The 17,212-nt window shown below is 68.4% G+C and carries 12 protein-coding genes; 2 read left to right on the forward strand and 10 right to left on the reverse strand.

All coding sequences use genetic code 11. The features are described 5' to 3' along the window. Positions 1-64 precede the first annotated feature (64 nt). Positions 65-1,060 (forward strand): hypothetical protein, encoded by a 996-nt coding sequence (locus ACIOGX_RS33685; RefSeq protein WP_401918450.1) that lies wholly within the window; start codon positions 65-67, stop codon positions 1,058-1,060. Positions 1,061-1,107: 47 nt separating this feature from the next. Further along, positions 1,108-1,275, forward strand: a complete 168-nt coding sequence (locus ACIOGX_RS33690; RefSeq protein WP_401918452.1) for a hypothetical protein — start codon at positions 1,108-1,110, stop codon at positions 1,273-1,275. Between the two features lie 91 nt (positions 1,276-1,366). Here ACIOGX_RS33690 and ACIOGX_RS33695 read toward each other — a convergent pair whose 3' ends face one another. The 10 genes from ACIOGX_RS33695 to ACIOGX_RS33740 all read right to left on the reverse strand — a co-directional run bounded on the left by ACIOGX_RS33695 (position 1,367) and on the right by ACIOGX_RS33740 (position 17,050). Next, positions 1,367-1,894 (reverse strand): hypothetical protein, encoded by a 528-nt coding sequence (locus ACIOGX_RS33695; RefSeq protein ID WP_401918454.1) that lies wholly within the window; start codon positions 1,892-1,894, stop codon positions 1,367-1,369. Continuing rightward, positions 1,891-3,108: a hypothetical protein gene (locus ACIOGX_RS33700; RefSeq protein ID WP_401918456.1), complete on the reverse strand. Its 1,218-nt coding sequence runs from the start codon at positions 3,106-3,108 to the stop codon at positions 1,891-1,893. Before ACIOGX_RS33700 ends, ACIOGX_RS33695 begins: the two co-directional genes overlap by 4 nt. Further along, positions 3,105-6,110 carry a DEAD/DEAH box helicase gene (locus tag ACIOGX_RS33705; protein WP_401918458.1) on the reverse strand — a complete coding sequence of 1,002 codons (3,006 nt, stop codon included), beginning with the start codon at positions 6,108-6,110 and terminating at the stop codon, positions 3,105-3,107. Before ACIOGX_RS33705 ends, ACIOGX_RS33700 begins: the two co-directional genes overlap by 4 nt. 12 nt (positions 6,111-6,122) lie before the next feature. After that, positions 6,123-7,799, reverse strand: coding sequence for a hypothetical protein (locus ACIOGX_RS33710; protein WP_401918460.1), 1,677 nt, complete (start codon positions 7,797-7,799; stop codon positions 6,123-6,125). Between the two features lie 437 nt (positions 7,800-8,236). After that, positions 8,237-11,356 (reverse strand): ThuA domain-containing protein, encoded by a 3,120-nt coding sequence (locus tag ACIOGX_RS33715; RefSeq protein ID WP_401918462.1) that lies wholly within the window; start codon positions 11,354-11,356, stop codon positions 8,237-8,239. A gap of 85 nt (positions 11,357-11,441) precedes the next feature. Next, positions 11,442-12,308: a sugar phosphate isomerase/epimerase family protein gene (locus ACIOGX_RS33720; protein ID WP_356517077.1), complete on the reverse strand. Its 867-nt coding sequence runs from the start codon at positions 12,306-12,308 to the stop codon at positions 11,442-11,444. Further along, a complete protein-coding gene (locus tag ACIOGX_RS33725; RefSeq protein WP_401918464.1) occupies positions 12,305-13,546 on the reverse strand; it encodes an ABC transporter substrate-binding protein in 1,242 nt (413 codons plus the stop codon). Before ACIOGX_RS33725 ends, ACIOGX_RS33720 begins: the two co-directional genes overlap by 4 nt. Then, entirely contained in the window at positions 13,543-14,550 is a 1,008-nt protein-coding gene (locus tag ACIOGX_RS33730; protein WP_356517081.1) for an ABC transporter permease, read from the reverse strand. The genes ACIOGX_RS33725 and ACIOGX_RS33730 overlap by 4 nt, the downstream gene beginning before the upstream one ends. Then, a complete protein-coding gene (locus ACIOGX_RS33735) occupies positions 14,547-15,563 on the reverse strand; it encodes an ABC transporter permease (protein ID WP_401918466.1) in 1,017 nt (338 codons plus the stop codon). Before ACIOGX_RS33735 ends, ACIOGX_RS33730 begins: the two co-directional genes overlap by 4 nt. Continuing rightward, a complete protein-coding gene (locus tag ACIOGX_RS33740; RefSeq protein WP_383974104.1) occupies positions 15,560-17,050 on the reverse strand; it encodes a sugar ABC transporter ATP-binding protein in 1,491 nt (496 codons plus the stop codon). The genes ACIOGX_RS33735 and ACIOGX_RS33740 overlap by 4 nt, the downstream gene beginning before the upstream one ends. Between the last annotated feature and the right edge of the window lie 162 nt (positions 17,051-17,212).

The raw sequence follows: 17,212 nt of genomic DNA on the forward strand, positions 1-17,212 counted from the left end.
TCCTTCCATCTCTGCACTCCCATCCTGTCCGGCTGTCATCTGCCGGACGGCGAAAGGCGTTCCCTTGACCATCTACTCTCAGCACGCCAACCGTGGGAAGACTCAGATCCTGGCGACCTACCAGGGTCCGGACGGTGTCGTATCCAAGACTGTGACGAGTCTTGGCGACTCTCGCCTTGTGGGTCCGATCGTCGACGCTCTCAATCGGATTTCCGCCTTTGCTACCGTCCCGGTCAGCATTCACGACTGCCGCGAGCGGCGGGTGGACTACTACCCGCAGAAGCACCTTGCGGCGCTCACCGACGCTGCTGCCCGGGCCGCTCTCCTCACCGGTTCCCACAGTCTGTGGTACGAGTACGTCTGCCTGCGGCTCCATCAGGCGCTCACCGATCTGGAAAGTTCCTTGGAGGCTTTGCCCGACACGGTCAACAGGGCGATCCGCTCTGAACTGGAGCTAGAAGCGAGCGAGTTGTGGGCGGCACTGGCCGATTTCTCGGGGACTCCCTTGGAGGATGAGCCGGTGATCGAACGCCACTGGGAGTTCGATCACCCCTTCGTGAAGTGCGACGACGGAATGGACACGCTGAGCGGCGAGACGCGCGAACAGCTCGATCGCCGTGAAGTTGGGTTCACACCGGAGATGCGGGAGAGGGCTGTCGCTGACCTCCGAGTGTTGGTCTCAGCACACTCCCGAGGTGGCGGGATGTGGGTTTCACTGGATGACCCCAGCTGCGAGATCTTTGCGGAGCCATTCGACTCTGACGGCTTTTACATGACGGTCCAAGCACCGGAACCCGGCTCTGACGAGGCTTCATGGGAGATCGCGATCGGGCGTTGGGAGCCGGACGACCCCGAAGAAGAGTTCGAAGACCACACCAGTGCGACAGGCAGCCCCGTCATCGGCTGCGCCCTTCCGGCCGCACCGGGTGCCGAGGAGATTGCACACTGGCTGAAGTCTGTGGAGGAGAAGCCGCTGCGGCTTGCTGAGTGGGCTGAGACCCCAGTGGGAGTGGCGCTCGCAGGGACGACGCTGGTGGTAACTGAGCGCTACGATTCTTGATCGGGTGTCCGGCAGCCGACCTTCGCTACTACGGTGACTTCCATGGCGTGGGCACCCGCATTGCCACACAGGTCCTGGACACGACGCGGGCGTACCCCTGGCGCATGAGGGCAGCGGACTACCGGGGCCGCAGCCGTCCGCAACGCATACGGTCCGCTACCCGGGCGTGTCACCGTAGCGCCGTGGGACCCCGAGTTGGCCGAGGCCATGGCTGAGCACGGCACCGCCGTGGCCGAGGAACTGGTGGCGATGTGCTGTTGGAAGGCCTCGCCGCTGTTTGCCCCGGGGCGAGGCCGCTGGATTGGGTCAGCTCCCGAGTTCGGCGTAGCGGACAACCTGGACCGCCAAGCCGATGACCATGGCTGTCTCGGCCAGCGAGATCACCAACAGTGGCCATGGCGCCGGGCCGAGCAGCCAGAAGACGGCCAGTGCCGCGAGCGGTGCCCCGCAGAAGGTCATCAGGTCCACGGCGAGCTGGAATCGCTTTCGGGAGCGGCGTCGCGCGTCGCGACGATGTGCGGATTCCCAGCCGAAGACATCAGCTTGGACTGACGTCAACTCCTTGAGACGAGGGGACAGGTCGTCGCGTATGTACCGGCCAACGGCGGAAATCTTCTCGTCGTTGGCCAGGTAGGTCCATCCCAGGACTACGGACAGCGGGGGGAGCAGCAACAGCATTTCAAGGTGGCCGCCCCGAGCGAGCGTGGAGCCGATGACCGCCGCCATGACGCCGAGGGTGGCGTAAATGAGGTTGTCGCGGAAGCCGATCCTCGCTCGCTGCTCCTGCTTGATCTGCTCGTACTCGGCAAGCAGGAGTTGGCCGATATCGATCACAGGTGTTCATTCTCCAGACGAGCCAGTTGGGCTTCCAGACCGCTGAGGCCGGTCCTCTTCGCCCCGCTGCGGACGAGAGTCAAGTCGGGTATATCCAAACGCAGTTGGAGGGCCAGGCGCACGATGAGTTCTTCCACTTCCTGTCGAGTGACCTGTCGGCGCGAGCCCATCCTTTGGTCCAGTCGGTCAAGAAGGCTGCGCTTCCGTGGTGTTTCCTCCGGGCACCAGACGCGGAAGAAGCGGCTGCCCGCCATGCGGTAGCTTCCGATGCGGGAGAACGGTATCCCCTTCTCACCGAAGGCGGAGGAAGGCAGCGAGACTGACCAGGTGCCGTCGTCGTCCTGTTCCGGCGCAACCGCGTCGAGGCCCTGCTCGCTGAGCCACTTCCGGGCGGACCGCAGGAGACGCTCGTCCGCCTCCGCGTCCAACTCCTCGTTGTCGAGCGCGTTGATCAGTTCCGGAGTACCGGTACAGAGCGCGCTGAGCTCCGGGTCGTGTGCTGTCCCCGCCTCGGCCTGGCCGTAGACCAGAAGCCCCGCCCGGCCACGTACCAGGTAGACGGGCAGGAAGACAAGCGTCTCGCTCAGACACTCCACGGCGTCCAGGGCGACGGGGAGGTTGAACCGGGCCCGGTCCCTACGGCTCTTGAGACGGTCGAGAGCTGAGCGGTCGAAGCCGGATGCCACAGCGACCGGTGTGAAGCGCGGGTAGTGCTTGCCGCGTTGCGCCTGGTCCATCTCTTCGGCGGACAGCAGCGTCACGACCTCGTCGTCGTAGTGGGCCCGGGCCAGCGGGCCGCAGCTCAGCGCCTCGAAGTACAGCTGGCGACGGTCCTGGCGGGTAACCACGTAGCGGATGTCGTCGTCCACGGAGCGTTGACCCAGCGGCGTCAAGCGCAGTATGCCTCCGGGCCCCTCCTCTGTGTGGCCGATCGCGGTCAGGAAACGCACGGCCTGCGCGACCAGGGCACGGTCTAGTGCGAAGAACGCCGCGAGTTCGTCCACGGTGTCCAAGGAACCGTGGCGCAGCCCGCGCTCCAGGAAGCGGTCGATCAGGAAAAAAGCTTCACCCTCGGTGATATCGGCACGAATTTCCACCTTCCATACCGGCAGCAGCAGTGCGTAGAGCCGGGTTGGCACGATGCCCTGTCCGAAGGCGGCGTCCTCCAGAACCCGCTCTTCAGGGAAGTTCATCAGACGAGGTGCGGTCGTCATGGCCGGACTCCTTCCCAGGCCGGGCCTGCGGCATCTCCCAGGTCCGGGACGGTTTCGTCGACGGCGGCCATGACCTCCCGGTAGTCCCGCAGATCGCCACGTTCGAGCAGATGCTGATGCAGGTCACCGATGAGAGTGCGGAATCCTGGATCGTCCGCACGCATCAAAGTGCTCAGATCGCCGGTCAGGACGAGCTGGCTCTTGGCCCGAGTGAAGGCGACGTTGGCACGGCGTAGCTCCTTGAGGAAGCCGATCCGGCCCTCCGGGTTACTGCGGGTGAAGCCGTACAGGACGACGTCGCGCTCTCCGCCCTGGTAGGAGTCGACGCTGCCGACGGAGGCATCCGCGAGCTGGGAATCACCGATCAACGGGGTCAGGCGACGGACGACCTCCTGTCGCTGAGCGAGGTAGGGGACGATTACCATCCACTCGGCACCGCGGCGGTGATAGAAGGCGGCGAGCCGGGCCAGGAGGAGCGCTTCACAGGGGTTGAAGGGGCCCTTGTGGCTACGGCCCTCGGTGCGGCCGCGCCCTGATTCACGACGTACTCGGTGGGGCAGTGCGGCGGTGTCGACGAAGGCCATCGGGCTCGCGAACAGGGGATCGCGGTGACTGTGGTCCTTCTCCGTGAGTAGTTCTCCCCGGTAGAAGGAGGCCGAGATGAAATCAGCGATCTCGGCGGGCATGCGACGCTGGCGGGTCAGCTGCACGACATGCGAAGAGGGCAGTCCGGCACGCAAGCGTTCCAAGGCGCTCTGTGACATGAGCCGGACCAGTTCGGGATCACCGATGTCCTGGGCCCACTCGTCCACGTCGGAATCACGGAAAGGTGGCAGTTGCCGGTCATCCCCGACCAGGACACCACGGCGAACCCGGGCCAGTGGCACCAGTGTGTCCGCGATTCCGATCTGGCCGGCCTCGTCGATGATTCCCAAGTCGAATTCCACGCCGGACAGTTCGGAGCGTGACGCGGCGCCGATGCAGGTGGCGCCGACCACATGGGCGTAGCGGACGAGTTCGGGCACCAGCTGTCCTGGGTCCTGGCCGATGGCAGCTCGCCACTGGCCAGCCAGTTCCTGGCGTCGTGAAAGGACCGGGATCCAGTCCTTCAGCTGCCCGTGCAGGGCGCGCAGCGCGGTCGCCCCATCGGCAGGATCCAGCAGGCGCGCAGGCAGCACTGCCCTCGGCACAACCGCGCGCAGTGCGTGGACGGCCATGTCGGCTGCCTCGTAGGCGGACTGAACGCTCTTGGCGAGGCGGCCTTCCGCCGTCTGACGTGTGGTTCGGGCCGCGATGACGGTGGGGTCCTCGCGGGCCGCGCGTTCTGCCTCGGCGTTCGCTGCTTCGGTCCGCCGGAGGATGCCGTGGGCGAACGCGTTCAGCTTCTCGATCTCGGCCCTCTCAGTGGCGAGCTCCTGTTCCCGGCGGCGAGCCCGAGAGCGGTGCAGGCGACCGGTGAACAGGGCGTTGGAACGCTGCCGTGCGGAGTGAGCCTTCGCCCGGAGCCACTCGGCACGCTCGGTCCGTTCCTCTAGGACCGACCGCCGTTCCTGTTCCTCGAACCGGAGCGCCGCCAAATGCTCCTGGGCCGGTGCGGCCGCGGCCTGGATCGCCGCGCGCAGGCACAGGTCCGCGGTCCGTGCCTCTTCGGCGTGGCTGTCGACCTGCTGAACGCGCGTGGCGAGCTCGACTGTCCACGGTTCTACGGCTGCTGCCTCCTGGTAGGCCTGCGTACGCTGGGCCATGGCGTGCCGGATCTCTTCGGAGAGGCTCTCCGACTGTTCTTCCAGGAGCAACGGTTTGACGTCGGCGTGAACCTTGCTCTCGTCCCCGACCCGGATCACCACGAGATCTTGCGGGAGCCGGGCCAGTACGTTGTCCACGGCACGGTTGGTGTGGGAGGTGACAAGTACCCGGCCGCTGTCCGCAGCGGACGTGGTCGCGGCGGTGTGGGCGATCTCCGTGATGGTCCGGGTCTTGCCCGTACCGGGCGGGCCGAGCACCACCAGCAGGTCCTGGGTGGTCAACGCCTTGCGGAACGCCTGGAGTTGTTCGGGGTCGAGTTCCTGGTGCGGTTGCGCGTCGGTCACCGGGATCGGGCGCACCCGGTGTTCGACGACGGCAGGGAGGAGGCCAGGGTTCTTTGAGTCGCGTGCGCGGAGGCTCGCCACGGCCTGTCGCTGCTTGTTGAAGATCACACGACTGGGGATGAGCTCCAGAGCGCCGCGCGTCGGCAGTCGGTCCCATGACACGGGCTGATCGAAGCGGACGGTGACGCACTGGCCCGCTGCCCGACCCACTTTGCCACGGGTTTCCATGTCGCCCTGAACGCGGACGAAGGCGCCGGACGGCGGCAGCTCCGGTCCGATGAGCTGGAATTCGTAGACGGACTGCAGGGCTTTGCCGCGCTTGCCACCGGTGGCCGTGAAGTTCTGATACGGGAAGGGAGCGGCCTGGCGTGCCTCCCGGGTGGTGATTTCCTCGGTGGCGTCGATGAGCCGGTCCACCGAGTCGAGAAACTCCGACTGGGCACCGTCGGCGGAAGTGACTTCCGGCTGATCCGGCCGCAGCTGACCGAGACGCTGCCAGGCCTGTTCGAGGACCTGCCACTGGGCGTCCGAGCCCGTGGGCACAGCCCTCAGCTCAAACACCATGTGCCAGGCCGGTGGGCGCACCACGAGGCAGGACCTGGCGAGGTGCGCGTGGTCTGCGAGGCGCAGCGGATCGATATGTTTGACGAGATAGCCGGTCCCTCGGTTCGTCGCTTCGAGGCGCATCCGGTATGTACGTGTATGAACCAGCAGGGATGGTTTGTACTTGCCGCTGGCCGGGCTGACCCTTACGGCAACGCCGGCTTTCAGCTGGTTCAGGTCGCGAACGATCTGTGAGACGTCCGCTGGCAGACCGGCGCTGGTTTCGGCCTTCGCGCGAAGCTGCTCGTCGAGACGGAAACCGGGGACGAGAACCAGCGGAGCGCGCAGGGCGATGGTGGTGACGGACATCGGCGGCACTCCTCAGAGCTGGGGCGGCGGGACGGATGCCAGCTCACGTGCGGCGGAGAGCAGAGCGAGGCGGAGCGTACCCACCTCAGGGCGGGCCCCCGGATCCTCCCGCAGCGCGCCGGTGACCGCGTGGACAAGACTGTCCGGTACGGAGTCCGAGCCGCGGTAGGCGGGCAGCCCGGGGTTGGGGATGCGGCCGGTCAGTGCGCGGTGGAGCAGCGCGCCCAGCTGGTAGACATCGGTGGCGGATCCGGGGCGGACACGGGAACCGTGTCGCTGCTCGGGTGCCTGGTAGGGCCCGACGTTCTCGCCTCGGCGGGGTGGCACCGTGGCCAGACCGAAGTCGCGAAGCACCATCTGGGGCCGGTGCATGACGACCGCAGTCGGTCGGAGCGCGCGGTGCGAGAAGCCTGCATCGCTCAGCTGTTCGATGATGTAGGCCGCGTCGGCGAGCCCTCTCACGATGGACCACAGGCGCTGAGGGTCCGTCGGCAACGGCGACTCGGGCAGCAGTTCATGGACAGTCTTCAAGGGGCTACCGAGCTTCGGGTCGTCCGGCCAGGACAGGGCGAGCGTGGAGGTCTTCCCGCTGCGGGTCAGCTGTACGACGCCGGGGCCACGGAGTCTGCGACACAGCTCGGCTTCCTGTTCGAGCGCGGCCAGCGGGTCGAATTGGTTCGGGCCGGGAGGCGGCCCAGTCCGTTCGACTTGGCGCAGCCAGGCGTAGGCGCCGCGACCACCCCCGTCGGGCACCACGCGTGCCACTGCCTGACGTCGCAGCACGTCGCCGTCCCGCGACTCGTGAACGAGATCACCGGGGCCTTCGTACAGCAGGTACTGCTGTCCCGCGACCTCGACGACGGGCCGACTGTCCCAGGCGGCTGGCTGTGGGGAGCGGTTAGGGGAGGACACTACGACCACGGCGGGTGCGCTGCGCGGCTCCTGGGCCACCCGCCGTTTCGGGCGCAGGTCGCGCAGCACCCGCACGGCGAAGGCAGCGGCGTGCCGCGCCGCCGTCTCCTGGGAGCCTGCGGCGTCGCGTGCTGATTTGTCCGGGTCGGCGAAGTCACTGATGCCGCGGATGGAGAGGGCCCGCACCGCGCGATTCATCCTGGTCGCCTGGGTGACACCGTGGCTCTCCATGTCGACGGCCACCGCGTCGTTGTAGTGCCGGCGGATCCGTCGAGCTGTCTCGGAGTCGCGGAAGCCGAGTAGTACGTCACCTGACGCGATCGGCTCGAAATGAACCTTGGGTGGTGTGGAGAGGCGGGCGTCAGGGCTGAGAAAGGCCCAGGGTTCGTTGCGACAGGCGGAGCGCACCAACTGATCCACGTCGTACTCCGGCGACCAGGTATCGGGGCGGGCGGAGAACCCGTCCACGCTCTCGCGTCCACCGTGATAGCCGTGAACCTTGCTGGCGACAACGACGTCACCGAGGTGGACATCGTCCTTGAGTGCACCGGCGACGCCGACGAAGAGCACAGCCTCGGCGTTGAAGTGTCCGATTGCGGACTGCGTGACGAGGGCCGCACGGGTGTTGGTGGGCCCCGTCTCCGCCAGCGCCACCTCCCAGTTGAGGCCTGGCAGCCGACCGACGTCGAGACGGGTACCTTGCGGCAGTTCGACCTCGGAGACATCCACCATGTGCTGGCGCACTGCCTCGTACTCCACCTGCAAAGCAGTGAGCACAACCACAGTGGGCCGTCGCCCGCTCGCTCCCTCCAACGGAAACCCTCACCTTCACAGGTCTGAGACTGAACCTCATCACTTCCGACTGCAATCCCGTTCCGCGTGGGAAGCAGCAAGAACGAGCACTCTAGCCTGGCCTGTCGAAGCGTATTCGTGAGCCCGTCTTGCCTCATGACGCCCGCTGCCGGAACGGTAAAGTACGAGCCACTCCAGCGCCTCGTTGGTCACTCAGACAACTGTGGGGCGTGCTGCCGAGAATCTCGCTGAGAGCCTGGGGCTCATGAGTGCCGCTGACCGGGCATGCGTGAAGTCCCCATCTGCAGTCCCTGCCAGTCGACCGCATCGAGCCCCCTCCCGGAAGCACGCCGCGCGCCCCGGTGGACCCACGGGGGCGCGCGGCGCCTGCTGTAGCGCTGTCCGGACCTTCGCGACAGGCCCTACGGGCTGATGAACTCCACCGCGTCCACGTCGAACGAGTTGTCCTGCGGTGAGGTGAAGACCAGATACAGCCGGTGGGTGCCCGTGAGTGCCTCGACCGGGACGGCCGGCGTGGACCGGTAGGTGTCCCAGCCGCCGGTGTTGGGGACCGGGGTCGTGGCGAGGAGCTTGCCGTCGGGAGCGTCCGCGCGGAGTTCGATCGCCCCGACGCCGTAGGGGGACGACAGCGCGTAGCTCACGCCGCTGATGCCCTCGACGCTCATCGGATCGAAGGCGATCCAGTCGCCGTCGCTGATGTCACCGATGCGCTTGCCGTTCTCGGCGCCGGCCTGCGAGACCACGCGCGTGCCGGACTGGGCGTCGTGGTACTCCGCCTGCTTGTGGCGTGGCTGGAGGACGGACCGGCCGTAGCCGGTGAGCGTGGAGGTTCCCGTGGCGCCCTTGTCGGTGTACTTGGCGTTGAGTACGTAGGTGAGGTCCGCGCCCTCGGGGTGGCCGCCCAGGTCGCCGGTGTCGACGGTGCCCTCGCAGCCCGGGATGTCGGTGGTCGGGTGCTCGTGGTCGTCATGGCCGAGTGCCGGGTTGACGGTGACCTTGGAGCAGTCGACCGGCCCGTCCTCCGGATCGGTGACCGTGACCTTGTACGGAATCCTGTCGCCGAACGTGATGAGTTTGCCGCTGACCGGGAAGTCGATGGTCACCTTCGGCGCGGTGTTGCCCGCGGTGACGGGGATATTGGCGTAGCCCGACTTGCCGGTGGAGTCGGTGACCTTGAGCTGGGCGGTGAAGTCCCCCGCGGTGGTGTACGTGTGGGTGGGGGCCGCCTCGGTGGAGTCGTACGTACCGTTTCCGTCGAAGTCCCACGCGTAGGTCAGCGCGTCGCCGTCCGGGTCCGTGCTGCCCTCGCTGGAGAAGGCGACGTCCAGTGGCAGTGGCCCGTTCGTGACGGAGGCCGACGCTTTGGCGACCGGGATGCGCTGACCCTGGGCGTAGTCGATGCGGTACAGGCCCGAGTCGTTGTTGCCGCCGCCGAAGGAGCTGCCCCATTCGAGGACGTACAGCGAGCCGTCGGGGCCGAAGGTCATGTCCATCGGTTTGTTGAACTTCGCCGAGGACAGGAAGTCGTTGATCTTGAGGAGCTTCGCGTCCCGGTCGAACCGGACCTCCTTGACGTAGTTGCGCGCCCACTCGTAGAAGAAGCCGGCTCCGTCGAAGTAGGCCGGGAACTTCGTCGTGGAGGGGTTCTTGCTGTCGTAGCGGTAGACCGGGCCGCTCATCGGGGCGGAGCCGCCCTCACCCACCTCGGGGAACTCCTCGGACGCGCCGTAGCCGTACCAGATCTCCGGCTGTGCCAGGTCCGGCAGGTCGGTGAGACCGGTGTTGTTGGGCGAGGGGTTGGCCGGGTTCGCGCAGTCGAACTTGGCGCCGACTTCCCCGGTGTCCGGGTTGTACGGGGCGTACGCCTGGTTGTCGCCGTGGCAGAACGGCCAGCCGAAGTTGCCCGGCTTCTTGATGACGTTGTACTCGACGAGCCCCTCGGGACCTCTGTCGGTGGCGGGGGCTCCGCGGTCCGGGCCGTAGTCGGACACATGGACGTATCCGGTCTTCGGGTCGACGGTGAAGCGGAACGGGTTGCGGAAGCCCATCGCGTAGATCTCCGGGCGGGTCTTCTTGGTGCCCGGCTTGAAGAGGTTGCCCTTGGGGATGGTGTAGCCGCCGGTCTTGGTGGGCTTGATGCGCAGGATCTTGCCGCGCAGGTCGTTGGTGTTGCCCGCGGTACGCGCGGCGTCGAGCATCTCCTTGCCGGGACGCCAGTCGATCGGCGCGTATCCCTGCCAGTCGGGGTCGAGGTTGGGCGGGACGTCGTCGCCGACACCGAGATACAGCGTGCCGTCCGGGCCGAACTCCACGGCGCCGCCGGTGTGTCCGGGTTCCGGGAAGGTGCGGTCCCGGTAGGCGGGCACGTCGAGGAGTCTCTTCTCGCTGGCCGGGTCGAGGGTGTTGCCCTTGACGGTGAAGCGGGAGAGACGGTTGATGTCCTTCGTGGCGTCGGCGGGGGAGTGGTACAGGTAGATCCAGCCGTTTCTGCGGAAGTCCGGATCGAGTTCCATGCCGATCAGGCCGTCCTCGCCGCCGGTGTAGACGTCGAGCTTGCCCGCCGTGACGGTGGAGTGGGCCGTGGGGTCGAAGATCTTGACCTCGCCGCTGCGCTGGACATAGAAGACGCGGCCGTCCTTGGCGACGTCCAGCTCCATCGGGTCGGCGGTGTTGTCGTCGAGGGTGACCTTCTCGTAGCCGCTCCAGACGGTGCCGCCGCAGTCGCCCGCCTCGACACCCGCGGCCCACTTCAGTCCGCCGATGACATGGTCCCGGAAGAACGCCTCGCTGTACGCCGGGGTGTCGTGGCCCATCGCGGTGGCCCAGACCTTGCCGCCCTGGGTGGAGCGGCACCAGGAGATGGGGTGGTCGGCGCCCATCGCGGAGCCGCCCGGGTCGTACGTCGTCTCGTCCGCGGTGACCAGGACGTGCACGTCGCCCCGGGGATTGCGGTCGAAGTTGTACCACTCCTCCGGGCGTTCCCAGCGCTCGGGAAGGCCCTTGGTGGAGGGATGGACGCGGTCGGCGACCTTGGCCGTGCCCTGGAGCACTCCGGGGGAGTGGGCCGGCATGTGGACGCCGCCGTTGATGGTCTCGTCCCACCACGGGAACTGCTCCTCGACGCCCATGTCGAGGGTGTTGTGGAGGGCGACGACGCCCTTGCCGCTCCGTACGTACGTCTCCATCGCGTCGCGCTGTGCCTGGGTGTCCCACACCATGCCGGAGTTCTGGAGCATGACGATGGCGTCGAAGTCCTTCAGCTTCTCGTCGTCGAACACGGCCGGGTCGGCAGTCTGGACGATCTCGAAGTTGTTCTCGGCCGCCTCCTCCTCGAACATCTTGATGCCCGCGGGGATGGAACCGTGGACGTACCCCACGGCGCGGGTGAAGAGCAGGGCACGGAAGGCGGGTTCCTCACTGGTGGCGGCGGTGGCGGCGGCGGGGATCGCGGTGAACCCGAGCAGCAACGCGCTTGCCCAGGCGACGACCGCCCTTCGTGTTCCGCGAGCATGACGGCTCATAACCGGTCCTCTCTGAGGGAGTTCGGTGTGCGGGTGCGGTACCGATCAGGGGAGTGCGGTGCCGATGAGGGAGGCGCGGTACCGGTCAGGGGGTGCCGAGAGCCCGGCGGAGGAAGGCGAGACCCTCGGTGGCGATCCCGTCCTGAGTGGGGGCGAGCGGGCGCCACACGGACGCGGCGACGGCGATCGCGTTGTTGTGCGCGGTGAACGACTCGATGCACAGAGGGCCCCGGTAGCCGTGGCCGTCCAGCGCGGTGAGGAACCCGGCCCAGTCGAGATGGTCGGCACCGGGGGTGCCGCGGTCGTTGGCACACACCTGGACGTGGACGATACGGGAGCCGGCCTCCCGGACGGCGCCGGGCAGTGTGCGCTCCTCGATGTTCTGGTGGTACGTGTCGAGGGCGACGCCGATGACCGAGGGGTCCAGGCCCTTCAGGGCCGTGAGGGTCTGGCCGACGGTGTTGAGCAGACCGGTCTCGTACCGGTTGAGCGGTTCGACCCCGATCCGTACCCCCGCGGCGCGCGCGTGGTCGGTCACGGGCGCGATGTTCTCCCTGAACTCCGCGTAGGCGGCGGCCCGTTCCGCGCCGGTCATGCGCCAGGTGCGCCCGACGGCGGTGTACACCGGGCCCGCCACGACGGGGGCCGCCACCGCGTGGGCCGCGTCGACGCACCGCAGCAGATAGTCCTGGGTGGCCCGTACGGTGCCCGGCTCCGTCCGTACGAGATTCCGGTCGGGCGGCATGACCGCGATCACGGCCGCCGGGGCGAGCCCGGTCGTGTCCAGCAGCTTGGCGGTGGCCGCAGGCTCCCAGTCGTCGGCCTGTTCCAGCGGCAGTTCGACACAGTCGAAACCCCAGCCGGCCAGTCGCGGGAGCACCTCGGCCAGGGCGCCGGTCCCGACCGGGGAGTGCCAGATCCACGGGTTGGCGCCGAGCGGGAACCGCGTCATCCCTTGCCTCCCCAGTCCTCGGGGTACCCGGGCAGATCGGCGCAGCCGCACATCGCGTAGTGCAGGGGCGGCATGCCCGGCTTGAGGTACTCGTCGAGGGTGTCCTGTGTGACGGAGGGCTGCGGGAGCTTCCATTCCTTGGGTACCCGCTGCCCCTGGAGGATCCTCAGAGCGGCGATGACGGGGGTACGCCACTGGAAGGTCGGGTACGTCGGCGCGAACGCGGTCAGCTTCTTGTCCTTCCACGCCTGGAGGAAGTCCTGCTGGTCCTCACCGGTGATCGGCGGTACGTCCTGACCCGCGTCCTCGAACGCCTCCACCGCGGCGACGGCCGTCGCGCCGGAGTCCATCCACACACCGTCGACGGAGCCGTGCCGGGTCAGCGCGTCGGTGACGACCGATTTGGTCTTGGCCGGGTCACCGTCGGTGAACTTCACGTCCACGACGTCGAGTTCGCTCTTGTCGAAGGCGACCTTCGCGGCCGACCAGCGGGTCTCCAGCACATCCACACCGGGCGAGATGCGCAGGGCGAGGATCTTGCCCCCGGGCTTGACCTTGCCGACGAGGAAGTCGGCGGCGACCGCCCCGTATCCGTAGCCGCCGACCGGATTGATGAAGGTGACCGCGCAGTCCGTCTCCACACCGCGGTCGAAGACGATGACCGGCACCTTGGCGCAGGCCTGCTCGACGGCGGGGGTGAGCGTGGCGGTGGTGTTCGGGGAGACGATCAGCGCGTCGCAGCCCTTGCCGGTGAGCTCCTGGATGTCGGAGATCTGCTTGTCGTCCTTGCCCTGGGCGTCGAGCACGGTGAACTCGCTGATCTCCTTGTGCAGTTCGACCTCCGCCGTCATGTTCTTCAGGCCGACCTGGCGCCAGGGGTTGAAGACACCGGCGTTGGAGAAGCAGAGATGGACACCGCCCGCCTCCTTCTTCTTGTACCGCGTGGTGTCGATGAGTTCGGGGCTGAGCATCTGTTCCCACGGCTTGCCCGCGGGGCCCTGTGGCTGCTCCTTCGCGAGGGCCAACTGGCGGTCGTACTCGGCCTGTTCGAAGAACTCCGACTGCTTGCCACTGCCGGAGGCGTCCGCCGTGGCGGAGGCACTGCCGGGAGCGCCGGGCGAGTCCGGTGGTGTGTCGCTCGTACAGGACGCGAGGAGACCCACCGCGAGCAGGGCGGCGGCAGAGGTGAGGGCGCGGCCGCGGAGCGGACTTCTGCGCGGGGGGCGGATCGCTGTCATGAGGCTTGTCCTCCCGAGGGGTTCGTACGGCGGCGACGCAGCCGGGACCAGTCCGCGGCGCCCAGGCCGACGGCGGCGATGACGATGCATCCTTGGACGGTGGACTCCAGCGCGCCGGAGACGCCCTGGAGGTTGAGCAGGGTGAACAGCGCCTGGAGCGAGAAGGCGCCGGCCATGGCGGCGACGACGGAGCCCCGCCCGCCGCCGAGGACCACACCGCCGAGCACCACCGCGGTGATGGCCTCGAACTCGTAGCCCCTGCCCGCCTGGGCGGAGACGCCCGAGAAGCCGCCGACAAGGACGGCGGCGATCGCCGCGGCGACCCCGGAGAGGACGAAGGCGATGATCCGGGCCCGGGAGACCCGCACCCCGGCGAGGGACGCGGCGCGTTCGCTGTCGCCGGTGGCGACGAGCGTACGGCCGAAGTCCGAGCGCATCAGCAGGACGGCGGCGGCGCCCACGACGAGGCAGACGATCACCGCCCACGGCAGCCAGCCGAACGCGGCGCCGCGCCCGAGCTGGCGGAAGGCGGCCGGCAGCGCGCCCTGCGGGGAGCCGCCGGTCCAGAAGAACACCGCGCCTTCGAGGATCAGCATCATGCCGAGCGTGGTGATGAACGACGGCACCCGCAGGGCTGTGGTGATCAGCCCGCTGACGAGTCCGGCGACCCCGCCCGCGACGAGCAGCAGGGCGGTCACCAGCGGCCAGGAGGCGCCGGGAAACGAGCCGTACAGCTCGGCCGCGACCACGACCCCCGCGGTCACGATCGCCCCCACGGAGAGGTCGAACTCACCGCAGACGATGACCAGATACTGGCCGGCGGCGAGGATCACGAGCGGCGCGGCGCGTTTGACGAAGGAGAGGAAGCGATCGGGTTCGTAGAAGCCCGGATCGGTGAGGGCCAGCGCGGCGAGCAGGACGGCGAGCAGCACGAAGACGGGGGTGCCGGTGCCCAGTGCCCGTACGACGCGCTTGCCGTGGCGGGTGACGGTTGCCGTGGTCATGCGGTCGGCCTTCCCTTCGCGGCACGGCGGGGTCTGGCGTAGACGGCGACGGCCGCGATGATGACGACACCGCGGACCACGTTCTTGAAGAACGGGTCGACGGCCAGCTGGTTGAAGACACTGTCGAGAACGGCGAGGACGAGGACACCGCCGAGAGTCCCCGCCACCCCGCCGCGACCGCCGGCCAGCGCGGTGCCGCCGAGGACCACCGCGGCGATCGACTCCAGGTCGTAGCGGGCCTCCGTACCCGCCCAGGGCGCTCCCGCGCCGAGGCGCGCCGCGAGGAACAGCGCGGCGGCGCCGACGCACAGGGAGCAGATGACATGCGCGACGACGACGGTACGGCGGGTCCGGACGCCCGAGAGCCTGGCGGCGTGCTCGTCGCCCCCGGTCGCGTACAGGTGATGGCCCAGGCGGGTACGGCGGGTGACGAACCACACCGCGGCGGCCACCGCCGCGAGCAGGAACACCGAGACGGGGACGGGGCCGACCCGGTCGTAGCCGAGGTGCTGGAAGGAGGCCGGTACCTTCCCGGCGGGGCCGGTGTAGTTGTCCTCGATCCAGCCGCGCAGGATGAACGCCGTGCCCAGTGTCGCGATGAACGCGTTGACCCTCAGGCCGGTGACGACGAGTCCGTTGGCGAGCCCGACCGCGGCCGACAGCGCGAGGACGGCGATCACGGCCGTCACCACACCTCCTCTCGCCATGGTCTCGGCCGCGACGAGTGTGCCGAGACTGATCAGATAGGCGACCGAGAGATCCAGCGAGCCGGTGAGGATGACGACGGACTGGCCGACGGCGACGAGGCCGAGCGCGACGCTGTTCTGGAGGATCGCGACCACGTTGGTGGTGGTGAGGAAGTCCCCGCCGCGGGCGGTGACGACGATCCAGCCGAGGAGTGTGACGGCCAGCGCCGCGAGCCAGACACCGACGACGGGATCGCCGAGCCGGACCCCGCGGAGGCGGACGCCGGTCCGGGGCGGCGCGAGCGGTCCGCGTTCCGTCGTGGTCACGCGGCCTCCCCTTGTCCGCCCCGGCGCCCGCTGGTGGCGAGCCGCATGATGCTCTCCTCCTCGGCTCCGGCGGGCAGTTCGCCCACGAGACGGCCCTCGGACATCACGAGGATCCGGTCGCTCATACCGATCAGCTCGGGCAGTTCCGAGGAGATGATCAGTACGGCGAGTCCTTCACGGGCGAGTTCGCGTACGAGCGTGTGGATGGCGGCCTTGGCGCCGACGTCGACGCCGCGGGTCGGCTCGTCGAACAGGAGCACCTGGGGCCGGGCCGCGAGCCACTTGGCGATGACGACCTTCTGTTGGTTGCCGCCCGAGAGATACAGCGTCTGCTGGTCCTCACCGCGGGCCTGGAGGCGTACGCGCTCCAGGAGCGCCGTGATCTCCCTGCCCGTCGGCGGCCCGCCGCGCGGGGAGACGGCCCGGGTGACGAGCAGCGCGTTGTCCCGTACCGACTGGTGCAGGGCGAGACCCTCCGTCTTGCGGTCCTCGGTGACCAGGGCGATTCCGGCGCGGATGGCCTGACGCGGACGGCGGGGGCGCAGCGGTCTGCCGCCGACGGTCATCCCGCCCGTGGTGAAGGGGGCCGCGCCGAACAGGGCGCGTGCCAGCGACGTACGTCCCGAACCCTGGAGGCCGGCGACGCCGACGACCTCTCCCGCTCTCAATGTCAGGTTCATGTCATGAATACGGGCGTTGCCGCCGCCCGTGACCGTGAGCCGCTCCGCACCGATCTCCTCCGGGCGGGCACGCGGCGGGTAGTAGTCGGTCAGCTCCCGTCCGACCATGGCCCGGACCACCTCGTCGGTGGTGGTCTCCGCGGTGCGCACGGTGGTGACGCGGCGGCCGTCCTTGAGGACGGTGACGCGCTGTGAGAGGTCGAAGACCTCCGGGAGACGGTGCGAGATGTAGAGAACGCCGAGGCCGCGCGCGGCGAGCCGGCGCACGAGCGCCGCGAGGAGCGCGCTCTCGTGGTCGGCGAGGGGAGCGGTGGGTTCGTCCATGACGAGGACCCGGACGTCGGAGGCGAGCGCCTTGGCGATCTCGACGGTCTGCTGACGCGCCACCGACAGGTCACGGACGAGGGTGCGCGGGGTGATGCCGGTTTCGTCGATCCCGGCGAGCAGCTCACCGGTACGGCGCTCCATGGCCCCGCGGTCCACGAGTCCGCGGCGGACCGGCTCGCGGCCGAGGAAGACGTTCTCGGCGACGGTGCGGTGGGGAAGGAGCGCGAACTCCTGGTGGATGATGCCGATTCCGGCGGCCTGCGCCTGCGCCGGGTGGGTGAAGGTGTGCGCGGTGCCGTCGATCGTGATGGTGCCGGTGTCGGGGGTGTGCTCGCCGGCGAGGATCTTCATCAGGGTGGACTTGCCGGCGCCGTTCTCGCCCACCAGAGCATGGACTTCACCCCGTTCGAGGTCGAGCTCCACGTCATGGAGCACACGCACCCCCAGGAAGCTCTTGGACACGCCCTGCATCGTCAGCATCAGCCGGCTCCTCGGTCAGCGGTCTGTTGTGCAGAGTCGTGACTCGCCTTTGACCTGTCAAGAGCCCAAGAGCCCCTGAATTTTGGCGAGTTGACGGTCACTTATGCCGACCGGCGAACATAGAACGCCTTGTGAGCAGCGGAAGTCGTCCCTAGGGTGACT

Source organism: Streptomyces sp. NPDC088147 (genome assembly GCF_044741565.1).
Classification (GTDB): Bacteria; Actinomycetota; Actinomycetes; order Streptomycetales; family Streptomycetaceae; genus Streptomyces.

Bases quoted from the DNA above. Each gene is read 5' to 3' on its own strand.
- ACIOGX_RS33700 (WP_401918456.1), bottom strand. From the start codon at position 3,108: ATGACGACCGCACCTCGTCTGATGAACTTCCCTGAAGAGCGGGTTCTG.
- ACIOGX_RS33705 (WP_401918458.1), bottom strand. From the start codon at position 6,110: ATGTCCGTCACCACCATCGCCCTGCGCGCTCCGCTGGTTCTCGTCCCC.
- ACIOGX_RS33715 (WP_401918462.1), bottom strand. From the start codon at position 11,356: ATGAGCCGTCATGCTCGCGGAACACGAAGGGCGGTCGTCGCCTGGGCA.
- ACIOGX_RS33720 (WP_356517077.1), bottom strand. From the start codon at position 12,308: ATGACGCGGTTCCCGCTCGGCGCCAACCCGTGGATCTGGCACTCCCCG.
- ACIOGX_RS33725 (WP_401918464.1), bottom strand. From the start codon at position 13,546: ATGACAGCGATCCGCCCCCCGCGCAGAAGTCCGCTCCGCGGCCGCGCC.
- ACIOGX_RS33730 (WP_356517081.1), bottom strand. From the start codon at position 14,550: ATGACCACGGCAACCGTCACCCGCCACGGCAAGCGCGTCGTACGGGCA.
- ACIOGX_RS33740 (WP_383974104.1), bottom strand. From the start codon at position 17,050: ATGCTGACGATGCAGGGCGTGTCCAAGAGCTTCCTGGGGGTGCGTGTG.